At 32.4% G+C, this 16,155-nt stretch carries 18 protein-coding genes; 16 read left to right on the forward strand and 2 right to left on the reverse strand.

Annotation, left to right across the window (positions count from 1 at the left end):
• The first annotated feature begins 34 nt into the window (after positions 1 to 34).
• The 15 genes from GON26_RS00300 to GON26_RS00370 all read left to right on the forward strand — a co-directional run bounded on the left by GON26_RS00300 (position 35) and on the right by GON26_RS00370 (position 12,613).
• Complete coding sequence (locus tag GON26_RS00300; protein WP_160372747.1) at positions 35 to 595, forward strand: 2'-5' RNA ligase family protein; 561 nt, start codon at positions 35 to 37, stop codon at positions 593 to 595.
• Positions 596 to 811: 216 nt separating this feature from the next.
• A complete protein-coding gene (locus GON26_RS00305) occupies positions 812 to 1,477 on the forward strand; it encodes an NADase-type glycan-binding domain-containing protein (RefSeq protein ID WP_160372748.1) in 666 nt (221 codons plus the stop codon).
• A 267-nt stretch (positions 1,478 to 1,744) separates the two neighbouring features.
• The gene (locus GON26_RS00310; protein WP_095384900.1) at positions 1,745 to 2,491 is read left to right on the forward strand and encodes an SDR family NAD(P)-dependent oxidoreductase; all 747 of its coding nucleotides are present in this window, start codon (positions 1,745 to 1,747) and stop codon (positions 2,489 to 2,491) included.
• Between the two features lie 59 nt (positions 2,492 to 2,550).
• Positions 2,551 to 3,042 carry a manganese efflux pump gene (locus tag GON26_RS00315; RefSeq protein WP_095384901.1) on the forward strand — a complete coding sequence of 164 codons (492 nt, stop codon included), beginning with the start codon at positions 2,551 to 2,553 and terminating at the stop codon, positions 3,040 to 3,042.
• Between the two features lie 7 nt (positions 3,043 to 3,049).
• On the forward strand, positions 3,050 to 3,859 hold the full coding sequence (locus GON26_RS00320) for a helix-turn-helix domain-containing protein (protein WP_095384903.1): 810 nt from the start codon (positions 3,050 to 3,052) through the stop codon (positions 3,857 to 3,859).
• Between the two features lie 168 nt (positions 3,860 to 4,027).
• Positions 4,028 to 4,942, forward strand: coding sequence for a class A beta-lactamase, subclass A2 (gene bla, locus GON26_RS00325; protein ID WP_160372749.1), 915 nt, complete (start codon positions 4,028 to 4,030; stop codon positions 4,940 to 4,942).
• 166 nt (positions 4,943 to 5,108) lie between these two features.
• Complete coding sequence (locus tag GON26_RS00330) at positions 5,109 to 5,507, forward strand: hypothetical protein (protein WP_160372750.1); 399 nt, start codon at positions 5,109 to 5,111, stop codon at positions 5,505 to 5,507.
• A gap of 168 nt (positions 5,508 to 5,675) precedes the next feature.
• Positions 5,676 to 6,068, forward strand: a complete 393-nt coding sequence (locus GON26_RS00335; protein WP_160372751.1) for a hypothetical protein — start codon at positions 5,676 to 5,678, stop codon at positions 6,066 to 6,068.
• Positions 6,069 to 6,223: 155 nt separating this feature from the next.
• Complete coding sequence (locus tag GON26_RS00340; RefSeq protein WP_160372752.1) at positions 6,224 to 6,649, forward strand: hypothetical protein; 426 nt, start codon at positions 6,224 to 6,226, stop codon at positions 6,647 to 6,649.
• A 172-nt stretch (positions 6,650 to 6,821) separates the two neighbouring features.
• Entirely contained in the window at positions 6,822 to 7,427 is a 606-nt protein-coding gene (locus GON26_RS00345; RefSeq protein ID WP_160372753.1) for a hypothetical protein, read from the forward strand.
• A gap of 198 nt (positions 7,428 to 7,625) precedes the next feature.
• On the forward strand, positions 7,626 to 9,137 hold the full coding sequence (locus GON26_RS00350; RefSeq protein ID WP_160372754.1) for a WG repeat-containing protein: 1,512 nt from the start codon (positions 7,626 to 7,628) through the stop codon (positions 9,135 to 9,137).
• Positions 9,138 to 9,328: 191 nt separating this feature from the next.
• A complete protein-coding gene (locus GON26_RS00355; protein WP_160372755.1) occupies positions 9,329 to 9,694 on the forward strand; it encodes a hypothetical protein in 366 nt (121 codons plus the stop codon).
• Positions 9,695 to 9,905: 211 nt separating this feature from the next.
• Positions 9,906 to 10,829, forward strand: a complete 924-nt coding sequence (locus GON26_RS00360) for a helix-turn-helix domain-containing protein (protein WP_160372756.1) — start codon at positions 9,906 to 9,908, stop codon at positions 10,827 to 10,829.
• A gap of 179 nt (positions 10,830 to 11,008) precedes the next feature.
• Complete coding sequence (locus GON26_RS00365) at positions 11,009 to 11,731, forward strand: SDR family oxidoreductase (RefSeq protein WP_160372757.1); 723 nt, start codon at positions 11,009 to 11,011, stop codon at positions 11,729 to 11,731.
• Between the two features lie 117 nt (positions 11,732 to 11,848).
• Positions 11,849 to 12,613 (forward strand): SDR family oxidoreductase, encoded by a 765-nt coding sequence (locus GON26_RS00370; protein WP_160372758.1) that lies wholly within the window; start codon positions 11,849 to 11,851, stop codon positions 12,611 to 12,613.
• Positions 12,614 to 12,863: 250 nt separating this feature from the next.
• On the opposite strand, the gene GON26_RS00375 is transcribed toward GON26_RS00370, so the two are convergent.
• Both GON26_RS00375 and GON26_RS00380 read right to left on the reverse strand, forming a co-directional pair.
• Positions 12,864 to 13,565 (reverse strand): LytR/AlgR family response regulator transcription factor, encoded by a 702-nt coding sequence (locus GON26_RS00375; protein WP_160372759.1) that lies wholly within the window; start codon positions 13,563 to 13,565, stop codon positions 12,864 to 12,866.
• Positions 13,565 to 14,602 carry a sensor histidine kinase gene (locus GON26_RS00380; protein WP_160372760.1) on the reverse strand — a complete coding sequence of 346 codons (1,038 nt, stop codon included), beginning with the start codon at positions 14,600 to 14,602 and terminating at the stop codon, positions 13,565 to 13,567. Before GON26_RS00380 ends, GON26_RS00375 begins: the two co-directional genes overlap by 1 nt.
• Before the next feature lie 162 nt (positions 14,603 to 14,764).
• Between GON26_RS00380 and GON26_RS00385 the strand changes: the two genes are divergently transcribed.
• Positions 14,765 to 16,147, forward strand: a complete 1,383-nt coding sequence (locus GON26_RS00385; RefSeq protein WP_160372761.1) for a TolC family protein — start codon at positions 14,765 to 14,767, stop codon at positions 16,145 to 16,147.
• Positions 16,148 to 16,155 lie beyond the last annotated feature (8 nt).

The raw sequence follows: 16,155 nt of genomic DNA on the forward strand, positions 1-16,155 counted from the left end.
TTGTAAAATAATTTTTGTAAAATGTTAGATGTGAATGATAAAAAAATATTCTGTTGCGATTTACCCTTCACAAGAGGTTATCGATTCGGTCAAAACAATGAAGGAGTATTTAAAAAGCAAAATGGGCTGGTACAATAGCTGTAATTCTACCGCACATATCACCATTTGCGAATTTTCTATGACCGAAGCCGAAGTTGCCAAAATCAAAACCAAACTATTTAAGGTTTGTGATGGTCTTACGCCTTTTCAGATCGATTTAGATCATTTTGATTCGTATGCTAATGGCGCTTTTTTCATCGCTCCCACTCCAGATTCTAAAGAAAAGCTGAAACCGGTGATGAGAAAAACGCAGGAAGCTTTACGCCTTTCCAATCTTAAAAAAAGTAATGATCCTCATATTTCGATTGGCAGAAAACTAACTCCTGAGAACCTTAAAATTGCTTCACAACTTTTTACCACAATCGATATTGATTTTTTATGCGACGCAATTGTTTTAAGAGAATTAGACCCTATTAAAAAACAGTTTTTTGTAATTGATACTTTTTCTTTTAATGGAAATTCGCAACCTGAATTGGTACAGGGAAGTTTGTTTTGATTTTTTCAAGAAATTTTCTAAACATGAAAATTTTAATAGATGATTTCTTCTTATTACAGAAATAAAATGCTACTTAAAATTTATATTTTTAACTATATTAGCAAAAAGAATAACACCATTATTTATGGCACAAAGCTAGCCAGTATTGGGTAGATTGGAGCCATTTTATGGCTGGTATATACAAGTTACCTGCTATATTACCCAAAAAAACGAGAAATGAAACCTATTCTAATTTTATTAATTTTTACATCATCATTGTTTTCACAAAACAAAGGCGAAATAAATCCAACAGAATTTAGAACAATAAAAACTGAATTCACAAAAGAATATATTGAAAATTACACCGATGAATTTGGCGGAAATCCTTGGAGTAAACCTTTTGAGGGATGTAGTTGGTATTGTGGTGGTCAAATTGACTCAATTGAAAGTAGTACAGAATGTAATTATTTTGACAAAGAAAAAATAATTACATACAACATACACGATTTTGATTATGGAACTGCGTGGATAAATAGCAATGAAGACAATTCAAAGTATGTAGAATATATTTTTAATAGAAATAGTGCAAAATTTACGGAAATAGTAATTGTGAATGGAAATGTAAAAAGTGATTCACTTTGGAATGAATACTCAAGAGCAAAAAAAATAAAAATGTATATTAATGACATATACTACAATACTTTAAATCTTAAAGATATTAAAGATGAACAAGTATTTAAATTTAAACCAATTGGTGCAAAAACATTGAATAATCCGAAAACAAAAAATAAGGAAAAACAATGGAAAGTGAAATTTGAAATAATTGAAACATACAATGGAATTAAATCAAATGTAGCGATATCAGAAATATATTATGACGGAGACGGACACGATAATGAATAAAAATACAGCAGGTAACAGCCACTACAACGGATTTGGGCATTGGGCTTAATGGAAAGATGGTTTTGTATTTGGGATGATTTGGCAAATCCGAAAATAGGGCTTAATTTAGTCCCAAACCCGCTGTAGTGCCAAGACGTTAGCTGTGATTTTACCAACTGCACTAAAAACCTAAAAATCAACAAGATTGAACCTCACAGACAAATAAAATAACCATCACCAATGTAATTTTGCTTTATAATTTATTCATAACATTTAAAAAAAAATAAAATGAACAAAACAGTAATTATCACAGGTGGTACTACAGGAATTGGAAAAGCAACAGCTATTCATTTCGCAAAAAATGGTTACAATGTAGTAGTAACAAGTCGTAACGCAGACAAAGAAACATCAGTAATCGCAGATTTTAAAGAAAATGGAGTTGATGTGGCTTTTTTTCCGTTGGACGTAACGCAGGAAAAACAAGTTGAATCGGTAATTCAAGAAACAGTTAAGAAATTCGGTAAATTAGATTCTATTGTAAACAACTCGGGAATTTCTTTAGGAAACGCAATTTTAGCAGAAACAAAAAGTGAGGAATTAAAACAAATGCTTGACACAAATGTAATGGGCGTTTATTATGGAATGAAATACGCCATAATAGAAATGCTAAAAACAGGTGGCGGAACAATTGTAAATTTAGCATCAATTGCAGGACTGAATGGTTTGTATGCTACCGCACAATACAATGCTTCCAAACACGCAGTTGTTGGTTTGACAAAAGGTACGGCAATAGATTATGCGCAACAAGGAATTCGTGTAAATGCAGTTGCACCAGGAGCTATCAAAACAGATATTTTGAAAAACGCTATCGCTTCAGGAACTTATGATGTTTCAAGTATTGAAGCCATTCATCCAATGAACCGATTAGGCGAAGTAGAAGATATTGCAAAAGCAATTTACTTTTTAGCTTCTGATGAAAATACGTTTATGACAGGAACAATTTTAAATATTGACGGGGGCTACAACGCAAAATAATCACATTATAAAGGATTGTTAGTAAACTGATAATCCTTTTTTTTAATTTAAAAGTAATTATGATAAAAAACACTCTAAATTGGTATAATGGAGAAATTTTTGAAGCTAAATTTATTTTGGGCTTCGGAATTTTCACGCTTATTTGTTCCCTGCTTTTTTACTTTTTAGGAAATACACCCAAATCAAAATCTTTGCTTATTCCAATGTTGATTATCAGTGTTTTTTTTATAGTAACAGGAGCAAATATGATTTACTCCAATAGAACTAAAATTCAGGAAATCGAAACCAAATATCAACAAAATACAAAGGAATTTGTTGATGCAGAAATTAAACGAGTTGAAGATTTTCAATATCTTTATCCGCTATCAATCGGCATAAGTTTGGTGTGTTTTATCGTTGCTCTAGGTTTGTTGTATTTTGCAAAAAACATTCATCTTCAAGCCATCGCCATCGCATTGATATTTTTTGGAAGTGCATTTGCAGTTATCGACTATTTTTCAAAAGAAAGAGCAACAATTTATTATGAAAAATTGGTAAACTTCAAATTATAAATTTGAAATGATACAAGACAGAACAAGAATAAATATATTGTTTTCCTGCACAGGTGAAGCTAAAAAAGATTATGAACCTTTTGTTCAGGATTTTGCTTTGTCCTATATTTTAAATGGAAAAATGATAATCAATGACGGAACAGAAGTAACAGAAATCAATACAGGCGAAATTGGATTTATTTCAAAAAATCAATTAGTAAAAACAAAAAAAATCCCCCAAGACAACAAACCGTTTATGGGGATTAGTATTTTTTTACCTAAAGAAACACTTTACAATTATGCCAAACAAAATAACATTTTACCAAAAGGACAATACACGGGAAAACCCAATTTTATATTTTCTTACGACCCTTTTTTAAAAGGTTTTTTTGATTCGATTGTTCCGTATTTTGAAAATCCTGATATGCTTACTGAAAATTTGGCAACAATTAAAACCAACGAAATAATTGAACTTTTGCTTAAGAAAATACAAATGCAAAATATTCTTTTCAATTTTCAGGACGATTTTAAAATTGATTTAGAAGCCTATATGAACAGAAATTATATGCACAATATTCCGTTAGAACAATTTGCAAAACTAACGGGACGAAGTTTATCTACTTTTAAAAGAGATTTTCAAGAAACATTTCAGGAAACGCCAAACAAGTGGCTCATTAAAAAACGACTTGAATTAGCTCATTTTTTAATTGCCAAACAAAACAAAAAACCAGTTGAAGTTTATTATGATGTTGGTTTTGTTAGTTTTCCTCATTTTTCACGGACATTTAAAAAAGAATTTGGAATAAACCCATCTGAAATAGAAAAAAACCACAGCTAACACACGCTACAAGAAATTTGGGGATTTGGCTTAATGGAAAAATTGGTTTGTATTTGAAAGATTTGGCAAATCCGAAGAATGGGCTTAATTTAGTCCCAAACTGCTTGTAGCGCGAGAACGTTGGTGGCAATTTTAAAGGACATACGTAAACAAACAAAAGAACAAAAAATGAATAAACTTCTTCAATTGACAGTTTTAATTTTATTACTTGGAACAAGTTGCAAAGCACAATCCAACAAGATCGACTTGCTTAGAAATAAAATTGAGCAAATATTATCCAAAAAAAATGCAGTAGTTGGAGTTTCAATAATTGGGAACAACGGAAAAGACACACTTTCGCTAAACGGAGAAAGGCGATTCCCTATGCAAAGCGTCTTTAAGTTCCATATAGCATTGGCAGTATTGTCAGAAATTGACAAGGGGAAACTTTCCATAGATCAAAAAATTGAGATTGGAAAAGATGAACTTTTACCAAAAGATTTTTGGAGTCCGCTCAGAGACGAAAATCCTAATGGTGGAACCTTTACCATTGAAAGGCTAATTCAATATTCTGTTTCACACAGCGATAATACTGCTTGCGATGTATTGATACGGCTAATTGGAACGCCAAAAACAGTTGAGGAATACATAAAGAAAAGTGGTGTAAATGATATACAAATCACCTTCAACGAAGAAGAAATGCAGAAGAAATTGGAAAATATGTTTCAGAATTGGACTACACCGAAAGCAGCAAGCCAAACTCTTAAATTATTTTATGAGAATAAAAGTAATTTGCTTTCCAAAAACAGTTATGATTTTTTTTGGAAAACAAATATAGAAACAACAACAGCTTTGAGCAGAATTAGAGGACTACTCCCTAAGGAGATTATTGTCGCTCATAAATCTGGGTCTTCTGGCACAAATAAGGAAACTGGAATTATGGATGCTGTAAACAATATTGGAATTGTCTTTTTACCTGATGGGGAGTACTTTTATATTAGTGTTTTTGTGACAAAATCCCATGAAAATGCAAAAACGAATGATAGAATTATAGCGGATATTGCGAAAGCTACTTATGACTTTTATAACTCAACTACAAAATAGAAAAACTGCCACCAACAGCCACTACAACGGATTTGGGCATTGGGCTTAATGGAAAGATGGTTTTGTATTTGGGATGATTTGGCAAATCCGAATAATGGGCTTAATTTAATTCCAAACCCGCTGTAGTGCCAGAACGTTATGGGCAAGCAAAAAAAAACAGAAACTAATGATCATCATTACAAATCAAAACGATATAGAAAATTCTAAAAAAAGGAATATAATAGTTACACTTTTACTTTCACTATTTCTACTAGCCGATTTCTATTTATTGAAAACAATTTTGGATTCAAATCCAAATAATGATATAATTGATCTTACCGAAAAATTAAATTATAGCTATGTTGTCTTTACTATTTTAGACTTGTTTTTTACATTTTTCCTTTTTAAATGGAAAAAATGGGCGTTTTGGGGAACTTTAACAATTAGTGTTTTAACATTCTTGCTTAATTTATATGTTGGGGTAGAAATAATTACCTCTCTTTTTGGGTTATCAGGAGTAATACTTTTATTTGCCTTACTTCAATTAAAATGTAAAAATGTTTCAGGTTGGAAAAATCTAGAATAATAAAACTGCCTGCCCATAACACACGCTACAAGCAATTTGGGTATTAGGCTTAATGGAAAGATGGTTTTGTATTTGTGATGATTTGGCAAATCCGAATAATGGGCTTAATTTAGTCCCAAACTACTTGTAGCGCGGGAACGTTAGCGGTAATCTTGAACGAAAATCGATATGAAGATAAAATATTTCTTAATCTTAACAACGCTTTTTTTCTTGAGTTGCAAAACAATAAAACCACTTGTTAAAGAGGATGATGTTGAAATAACCGATATTGAAAAGCATTATCTACTTTCTGATTCAAGTTCTGAAAAGTATTATTTAATAATGCTAATTAGAAAACTCCAATTCGAAAAAAAATTGGGTGAAATACCAATGGTTATTGTAGATGGCGACCCAAAATATTATTTTTACAAAGAAGAGACAAAAGCTTTAAACGTTGAAAAAAATAAAATTACGAAAATTAAAATTTTAGAAGCAGAAAAGTGTGTGGAAACATTCGGCGCAGCATGCAAATATGGTTTAGTAACAATATCGACATTTGGAACTCAGGAAGAACTGCCATAAAGACTACCGCTAACACAGGCTATAATAAATTGCTGCCTTTCAGGTAAATATAACCACTTTTTTCCATAACTTCCAACCCGGTAACAGAGAATACTCAGCTTCGTAAGCCGCAACTTCTCATAGCCTGGAAACGTTACCAGCAATTGAAAAGAACTATGAAAAAAACAATCAGCCTTTTAATCTTAATCGTATTTTCTTTTTACAACCTAAATGCGCAAACTCAAACAGAAAACATTTCTGAAAGATTGATTGGAAAATGGATTATAGCGAAAAGTATTTCGCGAGGTGAAAGCGGAAAAAGTAAAGAGATGGAAGTAGTTTGCAATGTTTGTCCAACAATAATATTTTCAACTGATCAAAACTGTCTTGTCATAAAGCCTGATAACAAAAAAGAATTATATATTTGGAAAATAGCCAATGATCAAATTTCATTTATTAATGTAGGTGCAGAAAAAAATAAGAATCCAATTTTTGATTCCGCAGATTTCAAATTGAAATTTTCGCAACTAAAAGAATATGTAGAACTTGAATTAATTGATATACAAAAACACGGCTCAATAATTTTGGCCAAAGAGAATTAACAACTGCTGGTAACACACGCTACAAGCAATTTGGGGATTTGGCTTAATGGAAAAATTAGTTTGTACTTGGAAAGATTTAGCAAATCTGAAAATTAACGCTTATTTAACCCCAAACTGCTTGTAGCGCGAGAACGTTAGCGGATAGTTTAGAAAATATGGCAAAAAAGAAAAAATGAAAATAAAATTAACTTTATTATTTTTAATCACACTTCTAATTTCGTGTAAAAACGATACCAAAAAAAAAATTGAAACTTTGAATAATCAAATTCAGAAAGTTGAAACTCAAAAAACCTTTGAATTTGAAAAATTTAAAATATCGAAAGGAAAAATTGGCGATATAAAAATTGGAATGAATATTATTGAAGCCGAAAAAGAGCTAAATGAATTAACTAAAAAGAAAGCCGAAGCATATGATTTTGGTTATGGTGGTGGTGGAAAAGCATTCATATATTCAATTCAAAATGAGCCAATTCTAGCTTTGATTCCTCACAGAGATACCGCAGAAATTTTAGCATTGATTGCAATTAGCCACAAACTAAAAACAGACAATGGTTTAAATCCGAATTCAAACATAATTGACATTCTAAAAAGATATCCAAAAATGGAAGTTAGTCAAGATTTGATGACTGAGCACGAATATATGTATGATGAAAATAAAAAATGGAGTTTTGTCTTCCTGACAGATGAAAGTAACAGGATTGGAGAGTATAAAGATATAGAGGAACCAACAAAACCAAAACGAATAGCAACGAAAATGGATTATATAGAAATTAAATAAAAAACCATCCGCTAACAGCCACTACAACGGATTTGGGCATTGGGCTTAATGGAAAGATGGTTTTGTATTTGGGATGATTTGGCAAATCCGAATAATGTGGTTAATTTAGTCTCAAACCCGCTGTAGTACGAGAACGTCAGTCTGTGAAAAAAATTCCGTTTGGTTATAATCTCCGAAAATACCTGAAAACAAGACTTTATGAAGATATTCAAAATCATTTTACTGTTATTACCATTACTTTCTCAAAGTCAAAATAAATTTGAAAGTATAAGAAAGAAATTAGAGCAAAATAAAAAATATGAGTATGTATATGCTTTTGAGAATAATTTTGCGGTTTTTAGAACTTTTGACAATAAAATGGGTGTAATTGATAGTACAGAAAACGTAATCATAAAACCAATATATTCATACATAAACAACAAAAAAGAACTAATAAATCTATTTGAAGTTGGAAACAATTTAAACAAAAAATTTAAACGTGGATTTATTGATTTAAAAGGGAATATTAAAATTCCAATCGTTTATGACGATGTTTTTTATATCGACAATGGATTAATAAGAGTATCAAAAGAAAATAAAGTTGGAATTATTGACACTTTAAACAATGTAATTCTACCAATAAAGTTTGATTCTATTTCACTTGACAATAATGTAATAATTGCAGAAAATAAAGGAATAAATTCACTTTATAATCTAAACGGAAAACAAATTAGTGACTTACAATTTACTCAAATTTCAGAATTTAGAAATAATAAAGCAATTATTGAGTTTCCAAATAAAGCAAATTCAATAATAGATAATAATGGAAACGTTATTTTAAAATCTATCAAAAACCATAGTTTTGAAAAAGTCTTTAACGGTGATTTATATCTGATAAAAAATAATTTAACAACAAAAGAAGGAATAATAAATTCAAAAAATGAATTTATTATTAAATGTAAATATGATGAAATCAAACAAGTAAATTCATTTTTTATTGCTAAAAGTAATAAAAAAAACGGATTTATTTCATCAACAGATTCAATAGTTAAACCTTTCATTTATGATGAAATATATTTTAGTTATTTCGATGATGCAGTAGGTTTTGGTGACAATAATCTTGGAGATAATTACATTGTTAAAAAAGATGATTTATTTGGCGTAATTAATCCAAATAGTTTAGATGAAATAATACCAATTAACTATAAAAGCATTAGAACTTTATTTGACAACTATTATGTAGTTCAAAATAATGAGAATAAAAGTGGTTTATTCACTCAAAACGGAATTAGAGTTTTAAATGAAGATTATGAGTTTTATAATATTTTTAAAAACTCAATTTTTGGAGAAAAAAATAACAAACAATTTGTAATCTATTTGGATGGAGAAAAATTTACTGAAAAAGAACTTTCAATAAACAAATTCGTAAAATATAAAGACGTTCAAGAATTATCAATAAGTGAAAATCAAATATTCAAAAGCGAAGATAAATTTGGAGTAATAAATTCATCAAACAAAATCGTAATTCCAAATGAATATGAATTTATAGAAAATATTTACCTTTCAAAACAGTTCGTTGTTAAGAAAAACAACAAATTTGGAATTATAAATTCTGAAAATAAAACTTTAGTAGAAATTGAATACGATGATTACAAAAAGTTAAAAGAAGTAATTCTATTTACAAAAGATAACAAAAAGATTAAAAAATATCACGAAATCACTTTTAAATAATTACTACTTCCAACTGATGCTTGGCAAATTTTGCAGTAAATTCACTTTTACATTTCGCAAGAAATTTTATCTTTAACAGAAAATAATCAGTTCCGAAGTTCGCAACCTCGCCAAGCCGAAAACGTTACCAGCTAGTGCTCGCCAGATTACCCAAGAACTAATAATATTACGACATGATAAGTTTTTTCAAGATGTTTTTCTCAAAAGATAAGTCTGAATCGAAAGTGTCTATTGAAGATTTAAAACCTAACTATATTGAAACGCTCAATAATATTGAAAATGTTTTGAGAGAAGGAAAAATTTATCCTCAAGCAAACTATGTTGAAAAAACAATTGGAAGCTTGAAAAGTGAGGATTACGAAGTGTTTGAAAAAGAATTAAAAAGTGTTAACTTTTGGGGTGGTTCTGGAGCGGTTTGGGAAGTTTATTTCGAGGATAAAAAACTGCAGAAAAAATTTTATTCCGAAATGATTAAATTGATTATTCTCATGGAAAAAGCAAAAATCTCAAATAGCTCAATAAGACCTTTGAAAAAGTTGTTTGAAAAAGAAACGTAAGCACCAACTGGTAACAGCCGTTAGGTAGCATGGCTGATTCTGTATTTCTTAGACGGAAACTACTAAGTTCAAAAATTGATTATATTTAAACAATAATTTAAAAGCCGCCACGACTACCAAGCGGCGGCACGTTATTTCACTTTTACAACTCACATCTCACATCTCACAACCCAAAACTATTTTCCGTATATTTGAATTTTACAATTCACTTATGAAATCATTAGACTCTTTTTACCAGGATATTACCGAAGGTTCTTCTATAGAGCCCAAATCATTAATACCAACAGACATTCAGAAAGAAATTGGTCATTTTAATGTTTTTGACATCAAAGAATTGATGGAACGGATGAAAGACAAACCTGCAATGCCTTATGATCGCAGGGCTTACTACAAAATAAGTCTGATAAAAGGAAAAAACAGAGCCGAGTATGCCGATAAAATTATAGAGATCGATCAGTATGCATTGTTGTTTGCTACACCCAAAATCCCATATAATTATGTGCCGCAAGACACCAATCAATCCGGGCAGTTTTGTGTTTTTACCAGTGAATTTTTATCGAAAAACAAAAGCGGAATCGACTTAGATGCACTACCTATATTTGCTTCGGATGGTTATCCTGTCTTTCAGATTTCGGAAGAAGAAGTTGTTGAACTTGATCTGATATTCAATAAAATACAAAAAGAAATCAATTCTGATTATACCTATAAATATGATTTGATTCGGAATTACGTTGCTGAACTGATTCACTTTGGGCAAAAATTACAACCGATTACCGCTTTGTATTCGAAGCACAATTCGGCAGCACGGGTTTCTTCTTTATTTGCTGAATTATTAGAAAGACAATTCCCAATAGAATCGCCACATCAGCGACTGGAACTCAGAACCGCTAAGGATTTTGCCTCCAGATTATCCGTTCATGTCAATCACCTGAACAAAGTTTTAAAAGAAAACACAGGTAAAACCACTACAGAACTTATCAGTAACCGACTGACAAACGAGGCCAAAATTCTGCTAAAACAAACCGACTGGAACATCTCTGAAATTGCGTATTCATTAGGTTTTGAGGAGCTCGCGCATTTTTCGAACTTCTTTAAAAAACAAACTTCGATTACCCCTTTGGCTTTTAGGAGTTGAGATTTTAGATTTAAAATTAAAAAAAAAAATAGCTTCGCTCTTTTTTTTGGAATTTGGGATTTAAAAATTGGAATTTACTTTTGTACCGATTTGAATTTCGCAAACATCGATTTGATATTTACAACTCCCAAGCTTTGCTTTGCTCCTACCTTTGTCTTATCAATTTAAAAAATAAAAAGATGGACTTAGCAAACAACAAAATTTTAATAACCGGCGGTGCAACCGGAATTGGACTTGGCCTGACCGAACGTTTTATTCAGGAAAATAATACTGTCATAATTTGCGGAAGACGAGAATCTGTTTTAGATGAAGTCAAAGCAAAATTTCCAACCGTAATTACAAAAGTATGCGATCTGGCAATTGAATCTGAACGAATTGCACTATACGAATGGATTGTCGAAAATCACCCTGACTTAAATGTTTTAGTAAATAATGCCGGAATTCAAAAATGGGTTTCCGTGACGGATACAGACTTTTATGATAGCGCTAAAACTGAAATCGCTATTAATATCGAAGCTCCTTTACATTTAACTTCTCTATTTATCCAATTAAAATCGCTTACAACCGTAATGAACGTAACTTCAGGATTGGCTTTTTCACCTTTCGCAAAAGTTCCGGTTTATTCTGCTACAAAAGCTTTCTTCCGTTCGTTTACGCTATCCCTTCGCCATATTTTAAAATCAAAAAATATAGAAGTAATCGAAATCATTCCACCAGCATTAAATACCAATCTTGGCGGAACTGGCTTACATGATTCACATCCAAGTGTAGCTGATTTCATTGTATCAATTTTTGATCAATTAAAAGACGGTAAAAATGAGCTGACTTTCGGAACCAGCGAAACACGACTAAACGTAAGTGTTCCAGAATTAAAAGCTTCGTTTGAAGCATTACATTCATAACTATAAAATGTGAAATATGATAGCCCACGTATAAACAACATTTCACATTTCACATTTTACATTTCACATTTCACATTTCACATTTTACAAAACAACAAACAACAAATAATATATAAAATGGCAGTAAATACAAAAATCGCTTTGGTAACAGGCGGCAGCAGAGGTTTAGGGAAAAATATGGCAATTGCTATTGCTAAAAAAGGTATCGACGTAATCTTAACGTACAACAGCAAAAAAGACGAAGCTGAAGAAGTTGTAAAAGAAATTGAAAACTTGGGTCAAAAAGCAGTTGCACTTCAGCTTAACGTAGCTGATTCAGGTTCTTTTGATTCCTTTTTTGAAGAAGTTGCATCTGCACTTACAGGTACTTTTAAAACGGATAAATTTGACTTTCTGGTAAACAATGCCGGAATCGGAATTCATAATTCGTTTATCGGAACAACAGAAGAAGAATTTGACCGATTGAATAATATTCAGTTCAAAGGACCATTTTTCTTAACTCAAAAAGGATTAAAAGTAATGAATGACGGTGGTGGAATTGTGAATATTTCGACTGGATTGGCGAGATTTTCACTTGCCGGATATGGTGCTTATGCTTCTATGAAAGGTGCCATCGAAACCTTAACCAAATACCAGGCAAAAGAATTAGGCGAAAGAAAAATCAGAGTAAATGTAGTGGCTCCAGGCGCTATAGAAACTGATTTTGGTGGTGGTGCTGTTCGTGATAATGAGCAGCTAAATCAATATGTTGCTTCGATAACAGCGCTTGGAAGAGTGGGTCTGCCTGATGATATTGGCGGAGTCGTTGCTTTTTTATGTACCGATGATGCCCGTTGGGTAAACGCACAACGCATCGAAGTTTCAGGTGGAATGAATTTGTAATAAACTTGTGTTTTTATGGCCCACCGGTTTTACGGATGAAACGGGTTATCACAGATTATAAATTTTTTTAAACCCGACAGGTTTTGAAACCTGTCGGGTTTATTTTATATTTAGATTAAGTACAAAAAAATCAGTGGCAATCCGTTTCATCCGTTTAATCCGTGGTCCAAAATAAAATCAAAAAAGCCTGCAGGAATTGAATCTTAGCAGGCTTCTTTTTTGAAATAATTGAATTAGTAAGCATTTATTTCTAAACTTTATTTTTCAATCTATCCGTCAATTCTCTTTTATAAGTAATCCCGATAGGTAATTTTTCTTTTTTGATAATGACAAAATCCTTCTCGGTTTCATCAATTTTATCGAGTGCCACGATGTATGATTTATGTATGCGCATGAAATTTTTCTCTGGTAAACATTTCTCGAATTCGGTTGTTGTAATCGAAGCCAGAAACGTTCTTTTCAGCGTATAAAGTTTCACATAATTCCCGAAACTCTGAGCGTATAAAAGCTGATCCAGCTCAATATCCATCAAAAAACCATCAACTTTTACACTTACTGAATTTACGATTTCTTCTTCCTTTATTTTTAGATTGTCGGTAGCAAAAAAACGCTCAACGGCCTTTAGGAAACGAGGAAAATAAATAGGTTTCAGTAAATAATCAATCACACCATAATCATAACTTTCAAGGGCAAACTCAGAATACGCAGTCGTTAAAATCGTTTTGGGATGCGTTGGGAGAATCTTTAGCAGCTCCATTCCGGAAATCTCGGGCATATTGATATCCAGAAACATCAAATCGACTTTGTTTTCGCGTAAATAATCCATAGCTTCAATACCATTGTAACCCTGAAAAACCAGTTCCAACTGTGGATTTTGCTTGATGTAATTCGCCAACACATAATGCGCTGCCGGCTCATCATCCACAATGATACATTTTTTTGGCTCTTTCATTACATGAACTTTTTCAGTTGCAGTTTCAGATCTACGATATAGGTGTTTTTATCGTCTTTGATATCCAGTTTATAGTCTTTTCCATAAATTAAATTCAGACGCTCAATTGTGTTTTTCAGACCTATTTTGGTCGAAACCACCTCTGTATTTTTCTTCGGAATAGAATTGACCACATGCAAATGCAGCAAACCGTTTTCTACCGTAATAATTATTCGGACAAAACATTTTTCTATCGCACAAGTTCCATGTTTGAAGGCATTTTCTATAAAAGCAATCAGCAACATGGGTGATACTTTATAGGCGTTTTCGTTATCAATTTTACAATCATACGTAATATCACAACGATACCCCACGCGCTCTTTTTCCAGCTGAATGTAACTGTTTATAAATTCTAATTCATCTTCCAGAGACACACATTGCTTGCTGTTGCTTTCGAGCTGGTAGCGCATCAACTGCGAGACTTTCATGATTAAATCGGAAGTTCTTTCCGGAAATTCTAAACTGATTCCGTAAAGGGTATTGAACGTATTGAACAAAAAATGCGGGTTTAATTGTCCTTTCAGGGCGTTTAGCTGCATCTGATTAAACAGTAACGCTTCGTCCGTTTGTTTTTTATGAATTCGATAAAATTTAAACACAATTATCGGACTTAAAATACATACCAGAGTTCCCAAAACACTCGCCAATTGATAGACATAACTGCGCTGATGCGAGTTTTGGTACAAATGACATTTGGCAAACATATCCAGCAGGGTCAATTCGTATAAAACTATTGAAAATACCAAAACACCAAAAAGCGTTAGAAAAATATAGGTAATCGGTCTTTGATTTTTGAATAATATCGGCAACAGAAAAAATCTATTGAATTGGGCGTGCATGTACAAAATCAGGTAGAAAAAAACACCCATCATTATTGAAATGAAAGAACTAAATAACATCCAGTCATTTTTCAATGTATAAATTGTAAATGAGAACAGGATAACGGCAATTTCCTGCCACCATTTGTTATCCATTATGTTATTAAACTTTTTATTCATTTTTATTTTTGAAATAGTTTACAAATTACGCACATTTTTTTAATAAACATTTCCAATAAATGACAAATTCAATTCGTCATTTATTATCGTATTACATCATTTAAGAAGCCACATATCGCGTGAAGTGAAATAATTTTGGTACATAATTTCACACTTGAGTTTATGTATTTCAAAAAAATTACTTTATTATTTTTCTTGATTTTTGCCTCAGTAACGTATGCACAAACCCTTTCTTTAAAAGAAGCGATAAAAACAGGTTTGGAAAATTACGGTACCATCAGGGCAAAAACCAACTACAGCAATGCTTCGCGCGAGACACTCAAACAATCCAAACGCGATTATCTGCCTAATCTTAACTTATCGGCACAACAGGATTACGGAACTGTAAACGGTCAAAACGGGCCTTTGTATGGTTTTGGCGGACTTGGTGTTGCTTCGTCAGGGCTTCCGCTTCCGGAGCAAAACTGGAATTCGGCTTTTGGTGCTTTGTATTTAGTTAATATGAACTGGGATTTTTTCACTTTCGGAAAAACGCAGGAAAAAATCAACCTGTCTAAAATCGATGTTCAGGCTAAAGAAAAGGATTTGGAGCAGGAAATGTTTCAACAGAAAATCAAAATTTCTGCTGCGTATCTTAATTTGTTAGCAAGCCAAAGATTACTGATTTCACAAAAAAAGAATTTAAGCCGCGCCGAAGTTTTCAAAAGAACTGCAGCTGCAAGAGTCAAAAACGGATTATTAGCAGGAGTCGATTCTACTTTGGCTACAGCCGAAGTTTCGAAAGCTAAAATTGCTTTGAATCTGGCCCGAAATTTCGTGAAGGAACAAAACAATAAACTGGTCGATTTGATGGGCGTTGCGCCACAGGATTTTGTAACCGATACCCTTTTTGTCAATCAAATTCCGAGAGAATTAGTCACCGGACTGGCTTCTGATAGTCTGCATCCGCTGCTACAGTTGTATAAAACTAAGATCGATTACAGCAATCAGCAGGTTAAATTGTACAAACGTTTTTATTACCCAACCATGAGTGCTTTTGGTGTATTGCAAACCAGAGCTTCTGGCTTTGATAGTAGTTATGCGACTGATCAGACCGCTTATAACCGAAACTATTGGGATGGCGTAAATCCGGACCGTACCAATTATTTATTGGGAATTGGAATTACCTGGAACCTGACCACACCGTTCAGAAGCAGTAAACAGGTGAGCGCTCAGAAATTTGTTTCCCAGGCACTGCAGGAAGAATACAATCAGGCGGACAGAGAACTAAAATCGAAATTGAATTTTGCCGAAGATAAAATAAAAATCACGCTGGAGAATTTTGCCGAAGCGCCTATTCAGGTGAATGCCGCACAACAGGCGTATTTGCAAAAATCAACTTTATACAAAAACGGATTAACCACACTGACGGACTTGACACAAACCTTATTTGTTTTAAACCGTGCCGAAATTGATCGTGATATCGTCAACAATAATGTGTGGCAGTCGTTTTTATTGAAGGTAGCAGCCACAGGCAATTTTGACTTATTTATAAATGAATTTTAATACAAAAT

The organism is Flavobacterium hydrocarbonoxydans (assembly GCF_009789235.1).
GTDB lineage: Bacteria > Bacteroidota > Bacteroidia > Flavobacteriales > Flavobacteriaceae > Flavobacterium > Flavobacterium hydrocarbonoxydans.

Bases quoted from the DNA above. Each gene is read 5' to 3' on its own strand.
- GON26_RS00300 (WP_160372747.1), top strand. From the start codon at position 35: ATGATAAAAAAATATTCTGTTGCGATTTACCCTTCACAAGAGGTTATC.
- GON26_RS00305 (WP_160372748.1), top strand. From the start codon at position 812: ATGAAACCTATTCTAATTTTATTAATTTTTACATCATCATTGTTTTCA.
- GON26_RS00310 (WP_095384900.1), top strand. From the start codon at position 1,745: ATGAACAAAACAGTAATTATCACAGGTGGTACTACAGGAATTGGAAAA.
- GON26_RS00315 (WP_095384901.1), top strand. From the start codon at position 2,551: ATGATAAAAAACACTCTAAATTGGTATAATGGAGAAATTTTTGAAGCT.
- GON26_RS00320 (WP_095384903.1), top strand. From the start codon at position 3,050: ATGATACAAGACAGAACAAGAATAAATATATTGTTTTCCTGCACAGGT.
- bla (WP_160372749.1), top strand. From the start codon at position 4,028: ATGAATAAACTTCTTCAATTGACAGTTTTAATTTTATTACTTGGAACA.
- GON26_RS00330 (WP_160372750.1), top strand. From the start codon at position 5,109: ATGATCATCATTACAAATCAAAACGATATAGAAAATTCTAAAAAAAGG.
- GON26_RS00335 (WP_160372751.1), top strand. From the start codon at position 5,676: ATGAAGATAAAATATTTCTTAATCTTAACAACGCTTTTTTTCTTGAGT.
- GON26_RS00340 (WP_160372752.1), top strand. From the start codon at position 6,224: ATGAAAAAAACAATCAGCCTTTTAATCTTAATCGTATTTTCTTTTTAC.
- GON26_RS00345 (WP_160372753.1), top strand. From the start codon at position 6,822: ATGAAAATAAAATTAACTTTATTATTTTTAATCACACTTCTAATTTCG.
- GON26_RS00350 (WP_160372754.1), top strand. From the start codon at position 7,626: ATGAAGATATTCAAAATCATTTTACTGTTATTACCATTACTTTCTCAA.
- GON26_RS00355 (WP_160372755.1), top strand. From the start codon at position 9,329: ATGTTTTTCTCAAAAGATAAGTCTGAATCGAAAGTGTCTATTGAAGAT.
- GON26_RS00360 (WP_160372756.1), top strand. From the start codon at position 9,906: ATGAAATCATTAGACTCTTTTTACCAGGATATTACCGAAGGTTCTTCT.
- GON26_RS00365 (WP_160372757.1), top strand. From the start codon at position 11,009: ATGGACTTAGCAAACAACAAAATTTTAATAACCGGCGGTGCAACCGGA.
- GON26_RS00370 (WP_160372758.1), top strand. From the start codon at position 11,849: ATGGCAGTAAATACAAAAATCGCTTTGGTAACAGGCGGCAGCAGAGGT.
- GON26_RS00375 (WP_160372759.1), bottom strand. From the start codon at position 13,565: ATGAAAGAGCCAAAAAAATGTATCATTGTGGATGATGAGCCGGCAGCG.
- GON26_RS00380 (WP_160372760.1), bottom strand. From the start codon at position 14,602: ATGAATAAAAAGTTTAATAACATAATGGATAACAAATGGTGGCAGGAA.
- GON26_RS00385 (WP_160372761.1), top strand. From the start codon at position 14,765: ATGTATTTCAAAAAAATTACTTTATTATTTTTCTTGATTTTTGCCTCA.